This window comes from Gordonia sp. J1A (assembly GCF_055393515.1).
On the sequence record NZ_AP041607.1, the window covers coordinates 2,591,304 to 2,607,307 of the forward strand.

At 69.0% G+C, this 16,004-nt stretch carries 16 protein-coding genes; 8 read left to right on the forward strand and 8 right to left on the reverse strand.

The window, feature by feature from the left end; all coding sequences use genetic code 11:
• Nucleotides 1-4: 4 nt before the first annotated feature.
• Nucleotides 5-1,291, reverse strand: coding sequence for an aspartate aminotransferase family protein (locus ACZ5QD_RS12105; protein ID WP_006896105.1), 1,287 nt, complete (start codon nt 1,289-1,291; stop codon nt 5-7).
• 78 nt (nt 1,292-1,369) lie between these two features.
• Between ACZ5QD_RS12105 and ACZ5QD_RS12110 the strand changes: the two genes are divergently transcribed.
• Complete coding sequence (locus tag ACZ5QD_RS12110; RefSeq protein ID WP_278125123.1) at nt 1,370-2,344, forward strand: D-2-hydroxyacid dehydrogenase; 975 nt, start codon at nt 1,370-1,372, stop codon at nt 2,342-2,344.
• On the opposite strand, the gene ACZ5QD_RS12115 is transcribed toward ACZ5QD_RS12110, so the two are convergent.
• A complete protein-coding gene (locus tag ACZ5QD_RS12115; protein ID WP_062366518.1) occupies nt 2,326-3,258 on the reverse strand; it encodes a LysR substrate-binding domain-containing protein in 933 nt (310 codons plus the stop codon). The two genes, ACZ5QD_RS12110 and ACZ5QD_RS12115, sit on opposite strands and share 19 nt — an antisense overlap.
• A 134-nt stretch (nt 3,259-3,392) precedes the next feature.
• Between ACZ5QD_RS12115 and ACZ5QD_RS12120 the strand changes: the two genes are divergently transcribed.
• Nucleotides 3,393-4,640, forward strand: coding sequence for a Glu/Leu/Phe/Val dehydrogenase dimerization domain-containing protein (locus tag ACZ5QD_RS12120; RefSeq protein WP_464366782.1), 1,248 nt, complete (start codon nt 3,393-3,395; stop codon nt 4,638-4,640).
• 87 nt (nt 4,641-4,727) lie between these two features.
• Nucleotides 4,728-5,378: an NAD(P)H-binding protein gene (locus ACZ5QD_RS12125; protein ID WP_006896100.1), complete on the forward strand. Its 651-nt coding sequence runs from the start codon at nt 4,728-4,730 to the stop codon at nt 5,376-5,378.
• 13 nt (nt 5,379-5,391) lie between these two features.
• Here ACZ5QD_RS12125 and ACZ5QD_RS12130 read toward each other — a convergent pair whose 3' ends face one another.
• Both ACZ5QD_RS12130 and ACZ5QD_RS12135 read right to left on the reverse strand, forming a co-directional pair.
• Nucleotides 5,392-5,799 carry a DUF7144 family membrane protein gene (locus tag ACZ5QD_RS12130; protein WP_006896099.1) on the reverse strand — a complete coding sequence of 136 codons (408 nt, stop codon included), beginning with the start codon at nt 5,797-5,799 and terminating at the stop codon, nt 5,392-5,394.
• Between the two features lie 157 nt (nt 5,800-5,956).
• Nucleotides 5,957-7,981, reverse strand: coding sequence for a winged helix-turn-helix domain-containing protein (locus ACZ5QD_RS12135; protein ID WP_157225322.1), 2,025 nt, complete (start codon nt 7,979-7,981; stop codon nt 5,957-5,959).
• Between the two features lie 41 nt (nt 7,982-8,022).
• Between ACZ5QD_RS12135 and ACZ5QD_RS12140 the strand changes: the two genes are divergently transcribed.
• Complete coding sequence (locus tag ACZ5QD_RS12140) at nt 8,023-8,355, forward strand: hypothetical protein (RefSeq protein ID WP_039867294.1); 333 nt, start codon at nt 8,023-8,025, stop codon at nt 8,353-8,355.
• Nucleotides 8,356-8,643: 288 nt separating this feature from the next.
• Nucleotides 8,644-9,237 carry a hypothetical protein gene (locus ACZ5QD_RS12145; protein WP_006896097.1) on the forward strand — a complete coding sequence of 198 codons (594 nt, stop codon included), beginning with the start codon at nt 8,644-8,646 and terminating at the stop codon, nt 9,235-9,237.
• Here the strand turns inward: ACZ5QD_RS12145 and ACZ5QD_RS12150 are convergent.
• The 3 genes from ACZ5QD_RS12150 to glsA are packed head-to-tail and all read right to left on the reverse strand — an operon-like array spanning nt 9,234 to nt 11,893.
• Nucleotides 9,234-9,935 carry an MFS transporter gene (locus ACZ5QD_RS12150; RefSeq protein ID WP_464367268.1) on the reverse strand — a complete coding sequence of 234 codons (702 nt, stop codon included), beginning with the start codon at nt 9,933-9,935 and terminating at the stop codon, nt 9,234-9,236. The genes ACZ5QD_RS12145 and ACZ5QD_RS12150 overlap by 4 nt on opposite strands.
• A complete protein-coding gene (locus ACZ5QD_RS12155) occupies nt 9,936-10,868 on the reverse strand; it encodes an MFS transporter (RefSeq protein WP_464366783.1) in 933 nt (310 codons plus the stop codon). It lies immediately after the preceding gene.
• Entirely contained in the window at nt 10,865-11,893 is a 1,029-nt protein-coding gene (gene glsA / locus ACZ5QD_RS12160; RefSeq protein ID WP_197078071.1) for a glutaminase A, read from the reverse strand. The genes ACZ5QD_RS12155 and glsA overlap by 4 nt, the downstream gene beginning before the upstream one ends.
• Before the next feature lie 119 nt (nt 11,894-12,012).
• Between glsA and ACZ5QD_RS12165 the strand changes: the two genes are divergently transcribed.
• Nucleotides 12,013-12,636 carry a TetR/AcrR family transcriptional regulator gene (locus ACZ5QD_RS12165; RefSeq protein WP_346076454.1) on the forward strand — a complete coding sequence of 208 codons (624 nt, stop codon included), beginning with the start codon at nt 12,013-12,015 and terminating at the stop codon, nt 12,634-12,636.
• Nucleotides 12,637-12,659: 23 nt separating this feature from the next.
• Here ACZ5QD_RS12165 and ACZ5QD_RS12170 read toward each other — a convergent pair whose 3' ends face one another.
• Nucleotides 12,660-13,874: an oxygenase MpaB family protein gene (locus ACZ5QD_RS12170; protein ID WP_464366784.1), complete on the reverse strand. Its 1,215-nt coding sequence runs from the start codon at nt 13,872-13,874 to the stop codon at nt 12,660-12,662.
• 163 nt (nt 13,875-14,037) lie between these two features.
• Between ACZ5QD_RS12170 and ACZ5QD_RS12175 the strand changes: the two genes are divergently transcribed.
• Together ACZ5QD_RS12175 and ACZ5QD_RS12180 are read left to right on the forward strand one after the other, a co-directional pair.
• Nucleotides 14,038-14,958, forward strand: a complete 921-nt coding sequence (locus tag ACZ5QD_RS12175) for a TIGR03564 family F420-dependent LLM class oxidoreductase (protein ID WP_006896091.1) — start codon at nt 14,038-14,040, stop codon at nt 14,956-14,958.
• A 64-nt stretch (nt 14,959-15,022) separates the two neighbouring features.
• Nucleotides 15,023-16,000 carry an ABC transporter substrate-binding protein gene (locus tag ACZ5QD_RS12180; protein WP_231650177.1) on the forward strand — a complete coding sequence of 326 codons (978 nt, stop codon included), beginning with the start codon at nt 15,023-15,025 and terminating at the stop codon, nt 15,998-16,000.
• Nucleotides 16,001-16,004 lie beyond the last annotated feature (4 nt).

The following is a 16,004-nucleotide window of genomic DNA, read 5'->3' on the forward strand; positions in this document are numbered from 1 at the left end:
GAGATCAGCCTCCCACTACACGCTCCACGGCGCGAATGAATCTCTCCGTGCCGGTGGCGACCTCGTCTGCGGTGACGGTCAGCGGCGGGATGATCCGGACGATGGCCCCGATGGGTCCGCAGGTGAGGGTCAGCAGGTCCTCGTCGATGCACGCCCGCTGCACGGCGCCCGCCAGCCGCACCGCCTCGGCCGAGTCCGGGCTCCCCGCATTGGCCGTCGGATCGCCGAATTCGACGGCCAGCATCAGTCCGGTTCCGCGGATGTCGCAGATCTCATCGACGCCGTCGAGCCCTGCGCGCAGGCCGTCGAGCAATTGCGCGCCGCGTACGCGCGCATTCTCCACCAGCCCTTCCCGTTCGATCACCTCGAGCGTGGCCACGCCGGCGGCCGCCGCGACCGCGTTGCCGCCGTAGGTCCCGCCCTGCGACCCCGGCCAGGCCTTCGCCATGATCGCCTCGGGCGCCGCGATCGCCGAGATCGGAAACCCCGAGGCGATGCCCTTGGCGGTGATGATGACATCGGGCACCAGCCCGTCGGTGTGCTGATGCCCCCAGAATCGTCCGGTGCGACCGACGCCCGCCTGCACCTCGTCGAGCACCAGCAGCGCGCCGTGCCGTCGGGTCCGCTCGCGCAGGCCGGCGAGGTATGCGGGCGGGACCGCGAGGTATCCGCCGTCGCCGAGGACGGGTTCGATCAGAACCGCGGCCAGTTCGTCGGGATGAATCCGAGTGCCGAGGAGGTAGTCGAACTCCTTGAGCGCGTAGTCGACGGCCTCGTCCTCCGACAGTCCCAGCCGCAGGGCGTCGGGGAACGGGGTGGTCGCGACACCGGCCATCAGCGGTCCGAACCCGGCCGAGAACTTGGTGCCCGCCGAGGTGAGCGAGGCGGCGGCCACGGTGCGGCCGTGGAATCCGCGCTGCACCGTGACGATGTACTGGCGCCGCGTCGCCATCCGCGCCAGCCGGACCGCGGCCTCGACCGCCTCCGACCCGGAGTTGGCGTAGAAAACCGAGTCGATCCCGTCCGGCAGATGTTCGCCGAGCTTCTCGGTGAGCCGCAACAACGGTTGGTGCATCACCGTCGTGTACTGCGCGTGGATGATCTTGGCGCACTGCTCCTGCGCGGCGGCCACCACGTCGGGATGACAGTGACCGGTGCTGGTGACACCGATCCCCGTGGTGAAGTCGAGATAGCGGCGGCCGTCCGTGCCGTGTATCCACGATCCGGACGCGTGGTCGACGACGACCGGAGTCGCCTGCTTCAGAACCGGAGACAGGGACGCGCTGCTCATGTGGTCAGTGTGTCCCCCCCGCACATCGACTGTCAACGGTAGGATTGTCGACAATCTGGCGACCGTTACGGTGGAACCATGTCCGACCGCAGACCCATCGTCGTCCTGCTCACCGCCGACGGAGTCGAGCCGCCAGCCGACCTCGACGCGATGGCCCGGATCGCCGAGATCCGCACCGCGACGGACGGCACCCTCGCCGACGCGCTACCCGGCGCCGACGTCCTGCTGGTCTGGGACATCTTCTCCGACGCCCTGTCGCGCGCCTGGCACGCGGCGGACGCGCTGCGATGGGTGCACGTGGCCGCGGCCGGCGTGGACGCGATCCTGTTCGACGGGCTCCGGTCGTCGTCCGTACGGGTCACCAATGCGCGCGGCGTCTTCGACGAGCCGATCGCCGAATACGTGCTGGCCTGCATTCTGGCGCACGACAAGCTCCTCCACGAGACCGAGGAGTTCAGGCGCGAGGAGCGGTGGGTGCACCGGGAGACCCGGCGCGTCGCCGGCCGCCGTGCGCTGGTGGTCGGAACCGGGGGCATCGGGCGAGCCACGGCCCGGCTGCTGCGGCGCGTGGGGCTGCAGGTGCGCGGTGCCGGCCGACGGCCCCGCGAGGACGATCCCGACTTCGGCGTGGTCGTCGACTCGGCCGACCTCGCCGCCCACCTCACCGACGTGGACCACCTGGTGATGGTCGCGCCCCTGACGGAGACGACTCGGGGGATGCTCGGCGCCGGGCAGTTGGCGGCGCTGCCCGACGGCGCGCACGTCGTCAACGTCGGGCGAGGCGCCCTGGTGGATCAGTCCGCGCTCACCGCCGAGATCGCGGCCGGACGGCTCTCGGCGCATCTCGACGTTTTCGACACCGAGCCGCTTCCCGCCGATGACCCGCTGTGGACGCTGCCCGGCGCGCACATCAGCCCGCACATGTCGGGCGACGTGATCGGCTGGCGTGGCACGCTCTCCGACCAGTTCCTCGGCATGCTGACCGACTATGCCGCAGGGCGCGATCCCGGGCCCGCCGTCGACAAGGAACGCGGTTACGTTCCCGGCCGCTGACCGCCCGGAGCCCGGAGTCCCACTTCCACCGCGGCCTCGGCCATCGCGTCGATGAATGCCTGCAGCGACGATCGGTCCGAGTCCCTGGTGCGGTACGCGATCGACAGGTTGCGCTCGAATCTCCCGGCCAGCGGCGTCAGCTCCGCGCCCGGCGGCGGTGTCATCCCACCGAGGTCGGACACCAGTGTCACACCTTGACCGGCGGCGACGAGCGCCAGCGCGGTCGACTGCTCGCCGACGACGTGCCGCACATCCGGTTCGAATCCCGCCTCCCGGCATGCCAGGCGCACCGCGCGGCCGAAGTGCGAACGCGAGTCGGACAGGATCCATGCGTCGGCAGCCAGTCCCGCGAGGTCGATCGGGTCGGGACCGGCGGCACCCGCGGGCGCCGCGACGTACATCCGCTCCACCGCGATCGTCTGCCGTTCCAGGGTGCGGATCCGCGGCATCGCGTAGTTCGAGTAGTCGATGACGAATGAGAGGTCGAGCGAACCGTCGCGCACCGCATCGGAACCCGCCTCGGGCGCCAGTTCCACCGACCGCACCGAGACTCCCGGCGCTCGCCGTTCGAGAATCGCCAGTCCGGTCGGCAGGAGCCCCGTCGCCACCGACGCCCACACGCCGGCGCGGAGCGTGGCGGACGAGGCACCGCGCAGTGATTCGATCGCGTTGCCCGCGCTCTCGACCGCGTCGAGGATCGACTCGGAGTGATCGGCGAGCACCATGCCGGCCTCGGTGAGTGAGATGCGGCGTCCGTGCCGTTCGAACAACGGAGTCTCCGCCTCCCGCTCCAGGAGCGAAAGCTGTTGGGACACTGCGGACGCCGAATAGTGGAGGGCGTCGGCCACCGCGGTGACCGTGCCGCGGTACCGAAGCTCCCGAAGCAGTTTCAGGCGGTGCAGCGAGACCTCCATGCATCGAGCCTAATCGGTAAAGCTGAACGGTCGTCTTCACAAATTCCACATGGACCCGGGCGCATCCGGAATCCGATGATGAGGACGACGGCGGATGTACGCACCCGCGAGATCGACCGTGAGGAGGACCGGCCATGACGCTCACCCCGACCGACCCGGCTGCCGCAGGCGGTCTGCCCCCGACCGAGGGCGTTCTGCACGAGACCGTCCTGCCCGCGCCCGGCTCCGGCGGGCGTCGACCGCCGTTTCTGCGCATCGAATGGGTCGACGACGAGACCGGCGCCGTGGGCTACCTCGTGATCGACACTCTGGTGCACGGGATGGCGACCGGCGGAACTCGCATGCGCGCGGGTTGCACCGTCGACGAGGTGGCCGATCTGGCACGCGGAATGTCGAACAAGACGGCGGCCTTCGACCTGCCCGTCGGCGGTGCGAAGGGCGGCATCGATTTCGATCCCAAGGATCCGCGGGCCGTCGATGTACTGACCCGCTACTGCGAGGCGATGCGTCCCTTCCTCGACAACCAGTGGGTCACCGCCGAGGATCTCGGAGTGTCGCAGGAGCGGATCGACACCGTCTTCGCCCGTCTCGGGATGCGGCAGTCGTATCACGCGGCGATCGAGCGGTCGCCGGACCCGCGCGCGACCGCCGACCGCGTCTTCGCGGGTCTCAACGCCTACGCGCCCGGAGGACGCCTCGGCGACGTGGTCGGTGGCTACGGCGTCGCGCAGGCCGCTCTGGCCGCGGCCGGGGTTCGCGGCTGGGCGGTGCCGGAGACGACGATCGCGGTCCAGGGCGCCGGGACGATGGGCGGCGGCGCCGCGTTCTATCTGCACGAAGCCGGTGCGCGCGTGGTGGCCTTGGCCGATGCCGCCGGGACGCTCTACGACCCGGACGGGCTCGACGTCCCCGGGCTGCTCGACGCACGGGATGAGTACGGCGAGATCGATCGGACCGCGGTGCCGTCGCGGGTGATGCGCCTGCCTCGCGAGGCAGTTCTGGCGACCGCGTGCGACATCCTGGTCCCCGCGGCCGTGTCGTACGCGATCACCGGCGCAGGGTGCGGCGACGTCCGAGCGCGGATCGTGGTGGAAGCCGCGAACGCTCCGACCACCGCCGACGCCGAACTGGATCTCACCGCCCGCGGTATCGCCGTGATCCCCGACTTCATCGCCAACGCCGGCGCCGTCGCCTGGGCGTGGTGGCTGCTGCTCGGCCAGGTGGGCGAGGACTACCGCGACTCGTTCGACCGGTTGCGCACCCGGATGGATGCGAAGGTCTCGTCATTGCTGACCGGGTGGACACCGTCCGCCGGCCCCATCCGCTGGGCCGCCGACGTCTCCGCGCGCTCGCGCTCCGCGGAGCCGCTGGTGGTTCCGTAGCCCGACTCCGCGTAGGCGCGTCGGCGGGGTGACGCCCGACGCCGCGCGACCCGGCGGCGAGCGTAACGCACGCGTACGGTCGAGTGCATGGCTCACATCGCGATCATCGGCGGTCACGGAAAGATCGCCCTACTCCTGGCTCCCCTGCTCATCGCGCGTGGCGACGCGGTCACGTCGATCATCCGCAACGCGGACCATGCCGCAGACGTCGAGGCGACGGGCGCACGGGCACTGATCCTCGACATCGAGAACTCGACTGAGGGTCAGATCGCCGAGGCGTTGACGGGCACCGACGCCGTGGTCTTCAGCGCGGGCGCGGGCGGCGGCGACCCGGCACGCACGTACGCCGTCGACCGCGATGCGGCAATCGCCACGATGCACGCCGCGCAGTCCGCGGGTGTTCGGCGCTTCGTGATGGTCTCCTACCTCGGCGCCGGCCCCGATCACGGCGTGCCCGAGAGCGACTCGTTCTTCCCGTACGCCGAGGCCAAAGCCGCTGCTGACACGGCTCTGCGCTCGGCTGACCTCGACTGGACAATTCTGATGCCCGGCCGGCTGACGCTCGACGAACCGACCGGCGCGATCGACCCGGGCGCGACGCGCTCACCCGACAATCCCGGTACGTCGCGGGCGAACGTCGCACTGGTCGCCGCCGCGGTCCTCGCGACACCGTCGACGACAGGAAAGGACATCGCGTTCACCGACGGCGACGTACCCGTCGATCAAGCGGTGCGCTGACACCTACCGCCGATCAAGCGGACTTCCAGGTGGCGACCGCCCAGATGACGACCAGGTCGAGGGCGATGAGCAAGATGGACCACCAGGGGTAGTACGGCAGCCAGAGGAAATTGGCGATGATCGACAGCGATGCGATGACGATGGCCGCGACGCGCGCCCACACCGCACCGGTGAACATGCCGATCGCGATGATCATCGCGAGGACGCCCACCACGATGTGGATCCAGCCCCACGCGGTGGTGTCGAACTGGTAAACGTACTGCGGGCCGACGACGATCAGGTCGTCGTTGACGACCGCCGAAATACCCTGGAACAGACCGAGAAGACCGGCGACGAAGAGCAGGATCGCAGCGGCGAACGTGGCTCCGCCTGCGAGGCCCTGCCGTACCGGATGCGATTCGCGTTGATCGGGAACGGACATGAGAGAACTCCCATCGTGTTGATCGTCTACGCCCCCATCATCGCGCTCGGCCATCCCTCGCACAACACCCTTTGCGAGTGATTCCGACGGCACGGGAGAATCCGGCGTGCTCGGTCCCGGTCAGATCAGCCTCAGCTCCCGCGCCCGCGTTATCGCGTCACGACGGCCGCGCCCCGAGCTTCTGGTAGATCGCGCGCTGATGCGTCTTGACGGTATTCACCGAGATGAACAGCCGATCGGCGATCTCGGCGGTGGTCGTGGCACCGAGCAGATGCCGGAGGACATCCATCTCGCGGGCGCTCAGCCGCGGAACCAGCCGGCCCGCCTCGTCGACGAGCCCGCCGGTACGGACCGGAATCCGATTGAGAAGGTCGAGTGCGAAGCCGCTGTGCTCCGTGCCGCCGGCGACCCGGTCGGACAGCAGTTCGCGCAAGTGGACTCCTCGTTCGAGGAACGGCCGGCGAAGCCGATGACCGGCGGCGATGCCCAGGGCTCGGTCGAGGGCCCGCAGTCGCTGATCCCTGCTCGACCCTCCGCCGCTGTTCGCCGCGACGTCGAGGCACTCGGCCACCATTCCCCGGATCGAGTCCGCGTCGCCCGCGAAGCGGATGCCGACACGTCTGCGGTGGCGGTTCCGACTCAGCACCGCATGGGTGCCGATCGCTACGGTCACCAACGAGTCCGGAACGCCCGGGACCGACGCCGCGCGAAGTGCCTCGTCGGCGAACCGGAGCGCCTCGGCGACGGCTCGTCGCGCCATCATCAGCCGCGCCTGGAGGACCACCAGCACCACGGTCGCGTGGGGGCTGTGGACCGATGCGGACGCCGAATCGAGCCACGTCGCCGCATCGTCGAGGTCATCCCGGTCGAGCGCGATGCCCGCAAGCGCCAGATGTGCGGCCCCGGCCTGGACGGCGAGAGGACTGCCGAGCTCGTCGGCATCTGCGACCGCGCGGCGGGCGTGAGTTTCAGCCGCCGACAAGTCTCCGTCCTGCCACTCGAGAAGCGCGAGGTTCGCGCGGGCGTTGAGAACGGGAAGCAGAATCCGCGGGCCGCCCTCATACCGCAGCACGTCGGCGAGATCGGCTCGGCCCGCCACACGATCCCCCGACCAGAGCTCACAGGCTCCGAGGTTGCCGACCAGCGCCGTCCGAATCACGTCCCAGTCCGCCAGTCCGGAAGTCGCCAGCGCCTCTGGGTTCCGGTGCAGTCGATCGCAGCGTGCCCGCAACCCCGCCGGATCGTCGATCCACGGCCGCAATCCCAACTCGACCAATTCCAACAGGAACTCGTACCGGCGACGCCTGCGGCCCTCGAGGCGGCAGACGCGACCGTGCGCCGCCGCTGCCAACTCGTCCAGGTCGGCGGTCCGGCCCGTCATGGCCTCGGCCGTCGCCACCCCGATCGCCAACCCGGGATGAGTGAGAACCGCGTCCCGCGGAACTCGGCTCAACGTCGCCGACAGCCAGTCCGGCGGGCGCGCCATCGCCCACGCGATGATGTGGGTGCCGACGAGTTCGGAGGCCGCCTCCCACTCGTTCGCCTCGATCGCATGCTCCAGCGCCCGTCTGGGCATGCCTTGTTCACGAAACCAGTGCGCGGCCACCCGATGCGAAGTGGCCAGATCGCGCCGGTCGGTGATCCGGGAACGGAGCAGATCGAGCAGGAGCGGGTGCAGCCGGTACCAGCCGGGGGCGTTTGCGCTCTCGTGGACGAACATGTTGAGACCGGCGAGTTCGGCCAGCCGCTCACCGCTGTCTTCACCTCCGCCGAGAGCAGCGGCCAGTTCCGGACACACTTCGTCGGCGACGCAGACCCTGGTGAGGAAGTAGCGCCATTGCAGCGGTGCGCCGAGGAATACCTCTCGCATCAGATAGTCGGCGACGTATCCGTCCCGTCCGGAGAACTCGGTGGCGTACGCGTGCGGATCGGCCGCCGAAGCCAGACCGATGGCCGCGAGGCGCAGACCGGCGGCCCAGCCTCCGGTTCGCTCGACCAGCCGCTCCACGTCGTCCGGACCGACGGTCACCGACGCATCCGCCAGCAGCGCCGCCGCCTCGTGAACACCGAACCGGATCTCGTCGACGCGGACCTCGCTCAGCACCGATTCCACCCGCATGCGGTGCAGTGGCCACGGCGGATCGTGGCGCGTCACCGCGACGATGCGCACGCTGTCGGGCATCCGGTCCACCAGTTCCAGCAACTGCTCGTGCGCGCGGCCCGGTGACCGAGTGCAGGTCGTCGAGCACCAGCAGCAGGGGCCCGGAGTCGGCCAGGCACGACGCCAGCCGCGCGGGCACCTCCGCCGGCGAGCACGCGGAGAAGTCGATCATCGCGGCGAGCGCACGGGGATCACCGATGCCCATCTCGGCCACGGCGGTGACCACCGCCGACCAGAGCGCGGCCGGGTCGGCGCCGACACGGGCGAGATCGGCCCAGGCCGCCGGATGCCGGCGGTCGGTGAGCCATCCGGCGACCGCGGTCGTCTTGCCGTACCCGGCCGGGGCCCAGACCACGGTGACCGGCGTCGACCGGTACTCGTCGAGCAGTGCGTAGACGGTGCGGCGCGGCAACGCATTGCGGACGACGGGACGGTCGAACGGTCTCACCGCCTGCCCGTCCCTGAACCACGCCATTCGCCCATTGTTCTGCGGCAGAGCCGATTTCGAGGGCGATTTCACCCATTTACGGTAATTTCCGCGCCTACCGTCAGACGGAAGACTCGTCAGCGGTATCCGGCTCGGGGCTGGGGGATTCTCGACTACTCTGACGTTCCTGTCCACCGCGGGCGCGGCGCCGATCGCGTCCGGCCGGACGCGACGGCAGAACCGGAAGGGCTCGAGGATGTTTGATGCAAACGGCTTGGTGATCCTGGCAGTCGGCGCGCTGCTGTGTTTCTACGGGGTGCGGTCAGTGCATCTGGGCGTGATCGCCGCGGGATTCGGTCTGGGCTGGATCGTCAGCGGCCTGTTCAACGCCGGCGGTCTGACCATGTTCCTGTTCGGCCTGATCGGCGCGGTGTCGGCCTGGGTGGTCTGCTCGCTGATCTTCCGGTTCGCCGCGTACTTCGTGGGCGGCCTGACCGGAGCGGTGGGCGGCGCACGCCTCGCCGACCTGGTTCAGCCCGGCGACAATTCGTGGGCGGCCAGCGCGATCATCATCGTCGCCATCGCGGTCGCGGCCGCGTTCTGCGCCGACAAGTACCGCGCACGCGCACTGCTGTGGCTCACCTCCATCGGCGGCGCCAGCATGGTCCTGATCGGCGTCGGGCGCGCCTTCGAGCCGTTGAACTGGGTCGACAGTCCCGACTCGGCAGCGGCCAGCATCACCTCGAACGCGCTGTGGATCGCATTGTCGGTGGCGGGCTGGATCATCCAGCGGCGACTGTTCGCCGACCGCCTGGGCATCAAACCCCGCCAGAGCGAGGCCGCGGCCTAGGCCGCGCCTTCGTCGTCTCCGGGTGCGGGGATCTCCTCCCTGCGGTAGTTCGGCAGTCGGCCGGCCGGAATGATCGCGGTCGCGCTCACGGCGGCCAGGAACAGCAGTCCGAATCGCAGGGTCCGCAGACGCGTGTCCTCGTTGACCTCCACCGCGGCGTCGATCTGTGCCGGGGTCGCGTCCGTCTGCTCCTCGAGAGCGGTCCGCAGATTGTCGTTGCTGACGAAGTTGACGTTATCGAGATTCACCTGTTCCACCAGCGAGTCGGGCAGTTCCGGGTGGCTCGCGACCGACGATGCGACCGTGAAGCCGAGGATGGTGACCAGCAGCGCGCCGGCCACCGCCGTGCCCACCGCCGAAGCCAGATTCTGTGTGGTGCCGCGGACCGATCCGACGTCACCGGCCAGACGCGTCGGAGCCGCGGTCACGAGCACGTTGAAGACGAGGGTGACGAGGGCGCCCTGCCCGATGCCGAACACGATGAGCCCGATGATCGTCGCCGCCGTCTCCCAGTTGTTGCTCACCACGAATGAGAGCCACAGCAGTGCCGCGGTGGTGAGGCCGAAGGAGAAGACGCCGATGGTGCGGGGACTGTAGCGCCGGTAGAACCTGATCACGAGGAGCGCGGTCACGAACACCGTCAGGTTGAACGGAATCATCGCGATCGCGGTGTCGAACGACGAACGGCCCTGAACGATCTAGATGTACAGCGGCACGGTGAAGTTCAGTGCGGCCTCCAGCGAGACGACGATGAACATGGCGTACACCGCGGCACGCTCACGCGAACTGCCGAGCACCGACAGATCGACCAGCGGAACCTTGCCCGCCTTCATCCGCGACCGGGTCCAGACGAAGAAGCCCTGGCCGACGATGAGACCGAGCACGATCATCAGTGGCGCCGGCGAGGCTCCGCCGACGTCGAAGGGCGCACCGGCGTCGGCGAAGAACAGGCCCCACGAGTTGAGGTTGTTGAAGCCGAGCGTCAGCAGCACCACCGAGCCACCGATCAGCACCGCGCCGATCACGTCGATCTCGATACTCGGGTCACACTTGTCCGAGCGGAGAGTGAAGCTGAGCGCGAAGACGATGACCGCCAGAGCCAGGACGATGCCGAACACCGGCCGCCAGCCCACCGGCGCACCCAGCGCACCGCCGATGAAGAAGGCGCTCATGCCGGAGACCGCACGAGCCGAGCCGAGCGATCCTACCGCCGTCGCCTGCTGGTCGCCGACGTAGTTCTCAGCGATCAATGCGACCAGCGACGGCACGATGATGGCCGCGGATGCTCCGGCCAGGCCCTGTCCGGCGATCGCCCACCCGACCGACGGCGAGAAGATCATCATCAGCGACGAGCAGGCGAAGGCGACGACGACGATCCGGAAGATCATCACCCATCCGACGCGCTGACCGAGTTTGCCGCCGAGCATCACCAATGCGGCCACGGCCAGCCCGTACATGACGATGGTGGTGCCGACGGCGGTGGGCGTGGCGTCGAAGTCGTCGACCATCCCGCCGATCGAGACCGGCAGCGCCGCGACGTTGAACGACATCAGGACCTGCGCGAAGAACAGTCCGATGAGCGGCAGCCACGAGCGCCGCTCCTCGCTGACCGGGACGGCGGTGGTCGTCATACTGCATCCTTTCGGGCGGCTGGTGCCGAAGAGTGGCGGGCGGGAGCCGACGCGAAGATGTTCAAGCCGAGTGCACGTGAGAGATACGCGGTCGCCAACTGGCCGCGAACGCTGTTCCCGGCCGAATCCAGGAGTGGCGAGAAGGTGCCGATCGCGCCCTTGCCCGGGGCGATCGCGACGATGCCGCCCGACACCCCGGACTTGGCGGGCAGGCCGATCTCGAACAGCCATTCGCCGGAACGCTCGTACATGCCGGTCGACGCCAGCACCGCGAGGGTGTCGCGGCAGACCTGGTCGGAGACCACCCGTTCACCGGTCACCGGGTTGACTCCGCCGTCGGCGAGCGTCGCGCCCATCACCGCGAGGTCGCGCGCGCTGACGCGGAGCGAGCACTGGCGCGTGTAGGTGTCGACCGCGTCCGACGGATCGATGTCGATGCGCCCGTAGCTCTCGAGCAATTGTGCGATCGCCCTGTTGCGCTGGTTGGTTCGCATCTCCGAATGGTAGATCTCGCCGTCGAGTTCGAGTTGCCGTCCGGCGAACCGGGACAGCCCCGTCCGGATCACCTCCCACTGTTCGGCCGGCGTGGCTCCGGGGACCAGCGCCGTGGTGGCGATGGCGCCGGCGTTCACCATCGGGTTCATCGGGTGACCGTTGTTGAGTTCGACGGCGATCACCGAGTTGAACGACAAGCCGGTGTTGTTCACGCCGACCCGATCCTTGATGACGCCGTGACCCACGGCGTCGCAGACCATCGCATAGACGAAGGCCTTGGAGATCGACTGAATCGAGAACAGCGTCTCGCATGAGCCGGCGCCGTGGACCGATCCGTCGATCTCTCCGACCGCCAGCCCGAACAGCTCCGGGTCGGCGGCCGCCAGCCCCGGGATGTAGTCGGCGACGTGCCCGTCGGCATTGGACGCGTAGCGCGCATGCGCCTGGACGGCCAGGGTCTCGACGCGGTCCCATCCCGGCATGGCGCCGGTCGAGACCTGCTGAGCCACATCGTTCACGGTTCTGTCCACCGGCGTTCCTCTCGTCGACGCGCACTTCGTCGTCCGGCCATCGTAGGTTCCGCATGTTCCGGGCCGCACACCGGCTTTCAGCGTCGACGAGAGTCTCGAACCTCTAAACTCTTAGCGCAATGGCTGCCAACTCCCACCGGCCGCGCGCCGAGCATCTCGGCCCCGAGCGTCGTCGGCCCCAGATCCTCGACGCCGCGCTGGACATCGCCGTCTCCGAAGGCGTTTCGGCCGTGACCGTGGCGTCGGTGGCCGAGCGGCTGCGCGTCACCCGGCCGGTGATCTACGCGTGCTTCGCCAACCGCGTCGACATGATCGCCGAACTGGTCCAGCGCGAGGAGGGCCGGCTGCGCGAATCGATGACGACCGTGCTCCGCAGGCGAGCCGTCGACGCCGACGCGACGGTCTTCATCGACGGTTTCCGCGCGCTGCTCAACACCGTCGCCGAACAGCCCAAGACCTGGCGGCTGGTGTACGGCTCCCCCGACTCCGAAGTCGCGGAGTTCTTCGGCCGGGGACGGGCCGACGCCGTGGCCCGCTGCACCGATCTGCTGCGGCCGACCCTGGCGGCGTGGGGGATGCCGGAGGCGGACATCGACAAGAAGCTGTACCCGCTGGTGGAGTTGTGGGTCTCCGCCAGCGAGGGCGCCGTTCGCTCCCTGCTCGCCGATTCTCGTTGGGCGCCGGACGAATTGGCCGAATTCCTGGGCGAGAGCGTGTACCACGCACTGCGGACGGCCGTCTGACGTCGCTGCGCAAGCTCGGGCGGTCAGCGGCGCAACGGGGCCGTGGCGTCGAACGCCTCCACACGGCTCCCGCTGTGCCAGGCGTGCCAGCGCCGCCACCGTCTCATGGACCCTGCCTGCCACCACCGATCCACACCCGGCAGTACGCGGCGCGCCACTTCGATCACGGCGATGAAGGGCGCCCGTCCGATCAGCATCGCGACGCCGGGCAGCCCGCTCGGGAGCCGGTGGGCGCGCCGGTTCCAGGGCAGCATGAACAGCCGCGTGTAGCCGGCCTGCAGATGCAGGTGGAACAGGGCACGCAACCGGCCCGGGCCGCGCATTCCCGGATGCGGCGCGAACGCGGGGACGAACGACTCCACCAGTTCGGAACCGAGACCGCCGGAGTCGTGTTTGCGCGTGGCGTCGAAGTAGTAGAGCAGCCGGAGGCCGTCGGCATAGGTATCCGGATACATCTCGTCCACCCGGCAACCGACCAGGTGACCGAGATACCGATTGAAATGGAGGACGGCGCGGACCTCCGACGGACTGGTCAGGAAGCCGAGCGCGGTCAGCCCGAAAGCCGGACCCACGCTGCCGCCGAGGAGGGTCAGCATCATCTCGCTCTGGCTGATCGGCAGACCGTACCGTTCGGCGTCCCACTCCGGATGCGCAAAGACGCGCGCCCGCACCGACACGTGCATCACGCGGACTCGCAGCGAGATGGCGCGCGCCGTCGACCCGGGAGTGAGCACCGCCCCCGGACGGCAGACCTCCAGCCACCACCGACTCGTCTCGAGATATCGGTTCAGCGCACTCGATCCCGCGTATCCGCCGGCGAGTGAGAGCGGCACCGCGAGAGACGCTTCGGTGTAGGTGTCCATCGTGCCCGCATTCCCGACCGCTCCGAGGCTGTAGCCCCAGCGTCGCCACACCGCCGCGCCCTGCTCCACCAGGTCCGGATCCACCCAGTCCGGGACCGTCTCGAACTCGGCGAAGAGAGCCCGCATCGATTCGGCCGCGTCGGGAACGTTGTCGATCCCCACTCGCAGCGCCTCGTCGAGGAGTTCGCGCGCCGCCGCGCCGCCCATCTCACCGTGAAAGGTCTCGGCGACGAAGGCCTCCGCCGTCGGGTCGCCGGCGAGAAGTCCCGCAGCGAACGCCGAGCGCACGTCGCCGCCGGGAAACAGATCCACTCCCGTGATCCGCTCGATTCGATTCCGCAACCGCAGATGCGCGGGCGACACGACCAGTTCCATGCGGCAAGAGTAAGAGATGAACGCACCATTTTGAGACTGTTTGACTATATCGTCTCACCGGCTGCACGCGCACCAGCTCCCCGCGGCGGGGTCCCGAGCCACCCACGCGCGTCGGCGACGAAGCATAGGATCGACGTCGACCGTCCCGAACTCAGGAGCACCCATGGATGTCAGCGTCGTCTGGACCATCAATGCCCGCACCGCCTCCGTCGACAAGGCCGTCGAGAGCCTCGCGGAGATCCAGGAGGAGGGCTTTCGCCGAGTCTGGTGCACCCAGATGCCGAATGAGCCCGACGCCCTGACGATGCTGACGGTCGCGGGATGGGAGGTGCCGGAGATCGAGTTCGGTACCAGCGTGCTGCCGATGCAGGTGCAGCATCCGATGCTCCTGGCGCAACGCGCGCTGACCACCAACGCGATCATCGGTCCGCGCCTCCATCTGGGACTCGGCCTGAGCCACCAAGTGGTCACCGAAGGCATGTGGGGCGTCTCCTACAAGCGGCCCGTCCAGCGCACCAACGAGTACCTCGACGGCCTGCTCCCGCTACTGAACGGCGAAAAGGTCAGCAGCGCGGGCGAACTCGTGACGACGCGGGGCGCCCTGACGATCGCCGACGTTCCCGCGCCGCCGGTGTACCTGGCCGCGCTGGGACCGAAGATGCTCGGCATCGCGGGCAGTCGCACGGCGGGCACGGTGACCTGGATGACCGGGCCCAAGACCTTGCGCGATCACATCGCCCCCACCCTGCGCACAGCCGCCGAGGCCGCGGAACGCTCGGCCTCCGACGTGCGCGTGGTGGCGATGCTGCCGGTCTCGGTGACCGACGACGCCGACGGCGCCCGCGCCGCCGCGGCCGAGCAGTTCGCGATGTACGACAACCTGCCCTCGTACAAGGCGATGCTCGACCGCGAGGGCTTCACCGGTCCGGGCGACGCCGCGATCGTCGGCGACGAAGCCACCGTCGCCGACCGCGTCCGGGAGCTGGGAGCCTTCGGCGTCGACGAGTTCGTCGGCATACTGTTCGATCGCGACCGCGAGACTCGCGCCCGCACGCGCGCTCTCCTGCGGACGCTGGATGCGTGATGTCCGACTCCCAACCCAGGGCCGACTAAGCAAAGTTAGGTGAGCCTGGGTTACTATTCGGCTCATGAAGTCGACTATGAAGACCGTCCTGGCACTGGTGGCGGGTCTGCTGGCCGTCGTCCTGACGGTGTCCGCGTGCAGCGCTCCCGACGAGGACGAGGCCTCGGGCGGCCCGATCCAGGTGAACACCGCGCAGGGACCGGTGACGGTGAAGGGCACTCCCAAGCGGATCGTCACCCTCGGCGCGCAGTGGATCGACACCGCACTGGCCTTCGGCGTCAAGCCCGTTGCCTACCTCGACAACATCCAGATCCTCACCGGCAGCCCGTCGCCCTGGACCGGTGACAAGCTGCAGGGATCGACGGCACTGGATCCGGAGAACCTGGTGGCGCAGATCGCCAAGGCCGAGCCCGACCTGATCCTCGCCGAGGGCTACATGCCCAAGTCGCAGCCGGAGAACTTCGAGAAGATCAGAAAGATCGCGCCCACCATCCCCGGCGTGACCGGTCAGCAGGTGGACCCGTGGCAGGACCTTGTCGCGCTGATGGGCACCCTGCTGCGTCAGGACGGCAAGGCCAAGGAGATCACCGCCGGCGTCAACAACCAGATCGCCGACTTCAAGAAGGAGCTCCCGGGTCTGGCGGGCAAGACGTACGCGATGGCGTACATGTACTCCGCCGATCAGATCCAGGTGATGGCCGATCCGAACGACGGCGCCGCGTACCTGTTCAACGAACTCGGCATGAAGGTCGCGCCCAAGCTGCTCGCTCAGTTCGAGAAGACGAAGAACCCGCGCTTCCCGATCTCCACCGAGAACGTCCCGATGCTCGACGCCGATGTCCTGATCGTCACGGCGAACACCCCGGCTCTCAAGAGCGCGCTGCGCAAGCTGCCGGGATACTCGGAGCTCGAGTCGGTCCGCAGCGGGGCCGTCGCCGATCTGTCCGTCGCCGACATCAGCGGACTCAATCAGCCGACGCCGCTGGCGATCCCGTACCTGCTCGACGAGCTGAAGCCTGCCTTCCAGAAGGCGACGGCCTGATCGG

Excerpts from the sequence above, each read along its gene's own strand:
- ACZ5QD_RS12130 (WP_006896099.1), bottom strand. The coding sequence starts at position 5,799 with ATGTCCGTTCCCGATCAACGCGAATCGCATCCGGTACGGCAGGGCCTC.
- ACZ5QD_RS12125 (WP_006896100.1), top strand. The coding sequence starts at position 4,728 with ATGGCTCACATCGCGATCATCGGCGGTCACGGAAAGATCGCCCTACTC.
- ACZ5QD_RS12175 (WP_006896091.1), top strand. The coding sequence starts at position 14,038 with ATGGATGTCAGCGTCGTCTGGACCATCAATGCCCGCACCGCCTCCGTC.
- ACZ5QD_RS12170 (WP_464366784.1), bottom strand. The coding sequence starts at position 13,874 with ATGGAACTGGTCGTGTCGCCCGCGCATCTGCGGTTGCGGAATCGAATC.
- ACZ5QD_RS12120 (WP_464366782.1), top strand. The coding sequence starts at position 3,393 with ATGACGCTCACCCCGACCGACCCGGCTGCCGCAGGCGGTCTGCCCCCG.
- ACZ5QD_RS12115 (WP_062366518.1), bottom strand. The coding sequence starts at position 3,258 with ATGGAGGTCTCGCTGCACCGCCTGAAACTGCTTCGGGAGCTTCGGTAC.
- ACZ5QD_RS12155 (WP_464366783.1), bottom strand. The coding sequence starts at position 10,868 with ATGACGACCACCGCCGTCCCGGTCAGCGAGGAGCGGCGCTCGTGGCTG.
- ACZ5QD_RS12105 (WP_006896105.1), bottom strand. The coding sequence starts at position 1,291 with ATGAGCAGCGCGTCCCTGTCTCCGGTTCTGAAGCAGGCGACTCCGGTC.
- ACZ5QD_RS12110 (WP_278125123.1), top strand. The coding sequence starts at position 1,370 with ATGTCCGACCGCAGACCCATCGTCGTCCTGCTCACCGCCGACGGAGTC.
- ACZ5QD_RS12180 (WP_231650177.1), top strand. The coding sequence starts at position 15,023 with ATGAAGTCGACTATGAAGACCGTCCTGGCACTGGTGGCGGGTCTGCTG.
- ACZ5QD_RS12145 (WP_006896097.1), top strand. The coding sequence starts at position 8,644 with ATGTTTGATGCAAACGGCTTGGTGATCCTGGCAGTCGGCGCGCTGCTG.
- ACZ5QD_RS12165 (WP_346076454.1), top strand. The coding sequence starts at position 12,013 with ATGGCTGCCAACTCCCACCGGCCGCGCGCCGAGCATCTCGGCCCCGAG.
- ACZ5QD_RS12135 (WP_157225322.1), bottom strand. The coding sequence starts at position 7,981 with ATGCCCGACAGCGTGCGCATCGTCGCGGTGACGCGCCACGATCCGCCG.